Annotated in this window: 4 protein-coding genes; 2 read left to right on the forward strand and 2 right to left on the reverse strand. The window is 54.0% G+C overall.

Annotation, left to right across the window (positions count from 1 at the left end; translation table 11 throughout):
• Together ACP5D0_RS09585 and ACP5D0_RS09590 are read left to right on the forward strand one after the other, a co-directional pair.
• The coding region (locus ACP5D0_RS09585) for a PQQ-dependent sugar dehydrogenase (RefSeq protein WP_472365542.1) at positions 1-317 on the forward strand (317 nt) is incomplete at its 5' end.
• Between the two features lie 15 nt (positions 318-332).
• Positions 333-758: a YqaA family protein gene (locus ACP5D0_RS09590; RefSeq protein WP_472365543.1), complete on the forward strand. Its 426-nt coding sequence runs from the start codon at positions 333-335 to the stop codon at positions 756-758.
• Positions 759-891: 133 nt separating this feature from the next.
• On the opposite strand, the gene ACP5D0_RS09595 is transcribed toward ACP5D0_RS09590, so the two are convergent.
• Together ACP5D0_RS09595 and ACP5D0_RS09600 are read right to left on the reverse strand one after the other, a co-directional pair.
• Positions 892-2,004 carry an MBL fold metallo-hydrolase gene (locus ACP5D0_RS09595; protein WP_472365545.1) on the reverse strand — a complete coding sequence of 371 codons (1,113 nt, stop codon included), beginning with the start codon at positions 2,002-2,004 and terminating at the stop codon, positions 892-894.
• A gap of 82 nt (positions 2,005-2,086) precedes the next feature.
• Positions 2,087-6,661: a PAS domain-containing protein gene (locus tag ACP5D0_RS09600; RefSeq protein WP_472365546.1), complete on the reverse strand. Its 4,575-nt coding sequence runs from the start codon at positions 6,659-6,661 to the stop codon at positions 2,087-2,089.
• Between the last annotated feature and the right edge of the window lie 11 nt (positions 6,662-6,672).

The following is a 6,672-nucleotide window of genomic DNA, read 5'->3' on the forward strand; positions in this document are numbered from 1 at the left end:
GCGGCGAACCGGTCGGCCGGCCGCATCAAGCCGGGATGATCGACCCAATCAAGGTCTATATTCCGTCCATCGCCCCGAGCAGCCTGCTATTGTACACCGGCAATGCGTTTCCGCAGTGGCAAGGAAACCTGTTTGCCGGCTCGTTGGTGCTGCGACATTTGAACCAAGTGGTGCTGTCACCGGACGGTCAGCCCCTTGCGGAACACCGCTTATTAAAAGACTTAAACCAGCGCATCCGCAGTCTGGCACAGGACGCGCAAGGTCGGCTGTATGTCGCCACGGATTCGGGCAAGCTTTACCACTTGAGTCCAAAATAGCCCAGCGTCACCCAGATGGACGCTTACCTATCCTTATTCGCTTTATCGTTTCTCGCCGCGACGTTGTTTCCGGCCGGGTCGGAAGTGCTGCTGGTGGGCTTGGCCGCGGCCGGAAACGACCCCTTCACGCTCTGGCTCTGGGCGACCGCCGGTAACAGCCTCGGCTCGATGGTCAATTACGCTTTAGGGCGTTACCTTCTGCATTTTCAAGATCGCCGCTGGTTTCCAATCAAACCCGCTGCGCTGGCCAAAACCCAGCGCTGGTTTCAACGCTACGGCACCTGGTCACTGTTGCTGGCATGGGCACCCATTTTTGGCGATGCCTTGACCCTGGTGGCGGGAATCATGCGCGTTCGATTTATCTGGTTTGTGCTGCTGGTCGTCACGGGCAAAGGGCTGCGCTACGCCATGCTTTTGGGCATAATGGGGTGGCTGGGTTAAGCGTTGCTTTCACGAAGTTGCACTTACAGGTTTGCATTCACGGGCTAGCATTCAAATCGCATAAAACGCAAAACGGCCAGGCCTGGTCAATGTTACCAGGCCTGGCCGTTTCGTTGACAGGACAAATGTCGTCTTAGCTTTTCGATTTTTCTGCCATCATTTGGTGGTACATATTCACCGCATTCGGTTTGGCCAATTGGTCAAAGACTGGGCGATCCTGATACTTGGACTGATCAATCGCCTCCACGTCTTCCAGCGTGCCACCGGCTTCCACAATGGCGCGCACCTGCGTTTCCAGATCGGCCAGATAATCATACGTCTGACGCTTCAGCGTCGCCAGATCGGTGGGCGTGCCATGCCCTGGAATCACCACCACATCTTTCGGAACCATCGACACCATCTTGTTGTATGAATCCATCCATTCTTTATAATGGCTGTCGTCAAACAGCCCGGGTAAGCGTTCGTTAAACCCGAGGTCGCCGGTGAACAGCAGTTTGCGCGACGGCACATACATCCCCGTCATGCTCGGGGTGTGGCCGCCGCCGAAATTAATCAGTTCAACGGTTTCCCCGCCGCCGACATCCACCACCATTTCGCCCTCAAAGGTGGTGAAATGCTCGGTCACATCGTAGGCCGAAGCCGTAATGGCACGCCCGCGCTCCGCCGCGTAACGCGCTTTGGTGCTGGCAAACTGTTTGTGCGCATTCTCGGTGGCCAGGGTTTCCAGATAGAGGTTTTTCACCCCAATATCCCACCAATAGCTGGCACCCATATAGGCATGGCCTTGGTTATTTTCCATTGCCACCCATTTCACTGGCTTATCCGTCAAGCGTTTGATTTGCTGGTGGAAACTGTAGGCCAGCGCCTCATTGGCACCGGCATTATAGACAAACACACCGTCTGCAAAAATTATGGCCGACAAATTGTTATTCAAGCCAAAATTACTCGGCGTGCCCCACAGAAAGCTGCCCACCACCGTATAAACACCGTCCATCACCTTGGTGGCTTTGGGAATCGGCAACACATCGCCAATGTAACCAACCTGTTTTTCAACCTGAACCACTTCCTGGGCATAAGCACTCACCGCATTATTGGCTGAGGCATCGCCCGGCACCGCCTGCATTTCTTTAGCATACGCTTCAAACCCTGCGACATACGGGTCTTGATCACGCGCATCCGCAGCGACGCCCGCCAAGGGAAGTAACGTCAAGGTCAGCGCCAAAGCCAATCGTTCATGCTGAATCATAACGGGTTTCATCTCCTGTGATAAATAATAAGCCGATAGCTTATCAAGCGCACAGCGTCACAGTGTGCAATAAAAGCGGATTTCAGTGGCCGTCGCCGTCACTCTGCAGGGTATAAAGCAAATCATCCAGCGCACTTTCAGCCAACTCGAAATCCAGTCCATCCAGCGCTTCCAGCATCGCTTCCCACAAAAGCTGCTGCGACTCGGAAAAGCCAACGGCTAACGGCATCAAGTCGGATTCATCAATGAACTCGCAGGCATGAATACGATGCTTTAAACGCTCTAGACCCGCTAAATCAGGCAAGCTTCCCGGTGAAGTGTCCGCGTTATTTGACTGCAGATAAGCCTCAATCGCAGCCTGAGTATCGGCCAACACTTCCGAAAAAGCCGCCACCAACGGCGGTTCCGGCCATTGCTTGTGTTTTAAACAATCGTCAATCATCTGAGCCTGCCGCAACAGTCTTTGAGCTGAAAGATTACCGGCCACACCCTTGAGTGTATGGTTTCGCTCATAGACGCGATCCTGAACACCGGCTTCATTGGCGGAAGCGGCCATCAGCCAAGCAACCAATTCATCGCGGTCTTCGGCCAGTTGCGCCAGAAAGCGCCGCAGCAAACGCTGATACAGCACCTGATTACCGCCCAAAAGCGCCACTCCCGCCGCCGTATCCAACAGCACTGGTTCGGAAGCCGTCTCGACACTTTGGACATCGCCGCCGTCCAAAGTCGCCACTTCGGAAGGCAAGTTGACCGATGTATCTACCGTCAAATACTGCTCCAATACCTTTTGCAGCGCGACCAGATCCAAGGGTTTACTGAGATGATTATTCATGCCCGCTTCAATGGCTTTATCACGATCCTCCACCATGGCGGCTGCGGTCAAAGCGACAATCTGCAGCGTCGGGGCAAATGCGCGAATCGCTCGACAAGCCTGATAACCGTCCATAATCGGCATTTGAATGTCCATCAGCACCAAGTCAAAGGGTTGCGCGCGCGCCATTTCAACCGCCACCGCACCGTTTTCCGCCAGCGCCACCGAGATGCCCAGCCCTTTCAGCTGTTCGCTCGCCACCTCTTGATTGATTTCATTGTCCTCCACCAACAATACGCGCCCTTGAAACGACAGCAAAGGGGAGTGAGCACTAACAGCATGTCCCATCCGTTGTTTATCCGCTTGCGAGCACAAGAGCAACGGTACGGAAAACGCAAAGCAGGAACCTTCATTTGGCTGCGTCTGCAAGTGAATGGAGCCGCCGCCCATCAGGGTAACCAGACGCTCACTGATCACCAATCCGAGTCCTGTACCGCCATGTTTTCGGGTAATGCTGCTGTCGGCTTGGGTAAAGGCTTGAAACAGGTTACTCGCTTGTTCAGCCGTCATGCCAATGCCAGTATCCTCAACCGAAAAACGCAGCCAGGCCTGGTCATTTTCCAGCGACTCTTGGGTAATGCTTAATCGCACCGCCCCCTGTTCGGTAAACTTCACGGCATTTCCCAGCAGATTGGTCAACACCTGACGCAACCGTAGCTCATCGGCACAGAAACAGGCTCGCTCCAAACCTTCGGCCACCATAGTCAGCTCAATCGCCTTCTGACTGGCCTGTCCCATAAACAGGCTGGTCAAATTATCCATCAAGGTATTCAGGTAAAAAGGCTGCGGATCGAGTGTCATCTTGCCCGCTTCGATTTTGGAGAAGTCAAGAATGTCATTAATAATGCCTAACAGTAAGCACCCGGAAGAGTGAACCTTGCGAAACTGGTCACGCATTTTGGCCGGATCCGGTTGTTTCAGACCCAACTCACTCATGCCCAAAATACCGTTCATCGGCGTGCGAATCTCATGGCTCATATTGGCGAGAAACTCCGACTTGGCTTTATTGGCGGCATCCGCTTCTCGCTTAGCCTCTTCAAGCTTGGTCTGATACGCCTTTTGCTCCGTCATGTTCATGGCGGTGCCGCGATAAGCTACCAGCTCGCCAGTTTCGGAAAACACCGGCACCCCACTGACCCTTTGCCAGACGGTGTCACCATTCACATGGATGGAACGGTGTTCCAGATTGCGAAAGCCAACGCGACGTTCAACCTTATCGGCAAAAAACGCGCCGACACGCGCCTGCTCGTCTTCCGGCATAAAATCAAACGGCGTGTGCTGATACACCGATTCCGGCGACACCCCCAGCATTTGGGTAATCTGCTCGGAAGCAAACAGATAGCGCCCCTCCAGATCGACTTCCCAAACATATTCCCCCGCCGCTTCAATCACGTCCTTCAAACGCTGTTCCGACGCTTCGCGCTTGCTTTGCTCAATTTTGCGGTCGTTAATATCCGAAATCACGCCATCCAGATACTCCGGGTTTCCCTCAGCATCGTAGTTCTGCGCCGAGCCGGTTTCGCTGACCCACAAAATATGGCCGTCGCAATGACGCACACGATACTCGATGGTGTACTGGGTTCGCTGCTGAACAGCCGCCTGGACAGCCGCTTCCACCTTTGCCATGTCCGCTTCCAGAATCACATCCGCCCAGGTCAACTTCCCCGTCAAAAATTCATTGGAATCGTAACCGCACAGCTTTTGGGCATTCTGACTGATGTGCCACATACGCCAGGGCGCGTTCACTTCACAGCGATAAATCACCACTGGCAGGTTCTCCACCAACGTGCGGAATTTCGCTTCGCTTTCCGCCATCGACAAACGTGCCGCTTCCAAAGCCAATTGCTGACGCTTCTGTTCGGTAATATCGGTTGCGGTTCCGGCATTACGATTACCGGCCGTGCCTTCCACCTTAAACGCCTTGACCCGAACCCACCGCACATCGCCGTCCGGTCTGAGGATGCGATACTCCATTTCAAACAGATCGCTGTGGTGAAACGCCTGCAAACCACTCAAAACCCCAGCCAAGTCTTCTGGGTGGACACTGTGCAAAAAACGATTGGGGTTGTCGTAGAGGGCTTCGCGCGGAATCCCCCAGATTTTTTCAAAGGCTTCATTGATATAAAGCATCTTTTCTTGGGTGCGAATCCAAAACGCCACATCCACCGATGACGCCAGTTGCTGAAAACGGGTCTCGCTTTCCCGCAATGCTTCCTCAACCTGCTTGGCATTGGTTATGTCGTGCATAAAACCATGCCAAGTAATGGCACCATCCTCTCGTGCCATGGGGGTGGATTGGCCGCTTAACCAACGCGTCAAACCACTGGGCAGCTGCACCCGGAATTCGTGCGCCCAAGGGGTCAAGCGGTTGGCGGACTCCTCAATGGAAACCATCAATTCTGGCAAATCCTCTGGATGCACCCGCTCAAAAACCACACTGGCGTCCACGGCGACATCATCAACCATCACATCAAACAGGTCGGCAATGGCTGGGCTGGCAAATGAAAACGCAAAGTGCCCATCCGCAAAGCGCACCAGTTCATAAATCAGGCCAGGAATGTTTTTCGCCAGCTCCGCTAAACGGCTGTGCGCCTGCTTAATCTCGGTCTGGTCGATGAGATAGCCCAGTATTTCAACCACCTCGCCTTGGTCGTCATACACCGGACGGGTGTAATCGTAAAACCAGCGTGGTTCGCCCTGAGCGTTTATTAACCGATAGGTTTGCTCCCAAAACGTCCGGTTTTCATCAATATATTGTGAAACTTCTTTGCCCACCATCTCAAGATCATCTGGATGCACCAGCGAAACAAACTGAAAACCATCCGCCAGCAGCGTGGACGCGTCATAGCCCAGAATATCAGAGACATTGGCCGACACAAAGGCCACCGGCCAACCCGCCTCAGGCCGCCATTTGCACACCAGCACCGGGCCACCGGCAAATAAATCCCGTTCGGTTTTTAAGCGCTCACTCTCAACCGTCAGCCGTTCTTGCCAGGCCTGGTAAACCAGCGTCACCAGCTCTTTTTGATGCAACACCCCCAGCATTTCGCCCGTCTGCGGTTCCACCACCAAAATGCGTTTCACCTGATAGTGTCGCGCCCGTTCCAGCGTTTCACTCAAGGTTAAGTCGCTGGCAAAGGTTTTTAGCGGCGCGGACATTAACGAACCCGCTGGCTGACTCAAATCCGCCCTCTGCGAAAACAGCCGGATAATATCACTCTGAGTAATCACACCCACGGCGCCCGAACCTGAATTTGAACTGGCCTCCGCCGCGGTATCAAACACCACCGCCAGCGTCTGCTGCGCCAGATTTAATTTTGCAAACACCTGTTCCAGCGGCTGCTCGGCCGGCACTGCCACATAGCGAGACAAGCTGACCACATCCCCCAGCGTTTTCGCGTTCGCCAAATTCGCCGGTTCCAGATAATGGGTTAAATCCGTCAAACTGACAATCCCCACCAACTGACTGCTCTCATCCAACAAACACAAGTGCTCGTCGGGATGGCTGCGAACCACCTCCAGCGCCTGCAACACCGAAGCATCGCTGGCCATTGTCGGAACGGCATTCAACTCAACTTGCTTCAAGGGTCGCTCAAAATCAACCTGCTGCAAGCGCAATTGAATCAACTCCCGTGCCGTAATAATTCGCAACCCAGCTTTCCCGGTAACAACCACATCCCGAAGACCGCGCTCCACCATCAAGCGCACGGCTTCGTGAATCGACTGACTGTCATCCACCGTCACCACCGCAGGCGAAGCAATGTCCATTAATTTAGGGAGCCACATAATCAAACCTC

It is taken from the genome of Hydrogenovibrio sp. (assembly GCF_049975065.1).
In the GTDB taxonomy this organism is placed as follows: Bacteria; Pseudomonadota; Gammaproteobacteria; order Thiomicrospirales; family Thiomicrospiraceae; genus Hydrogenovibrio.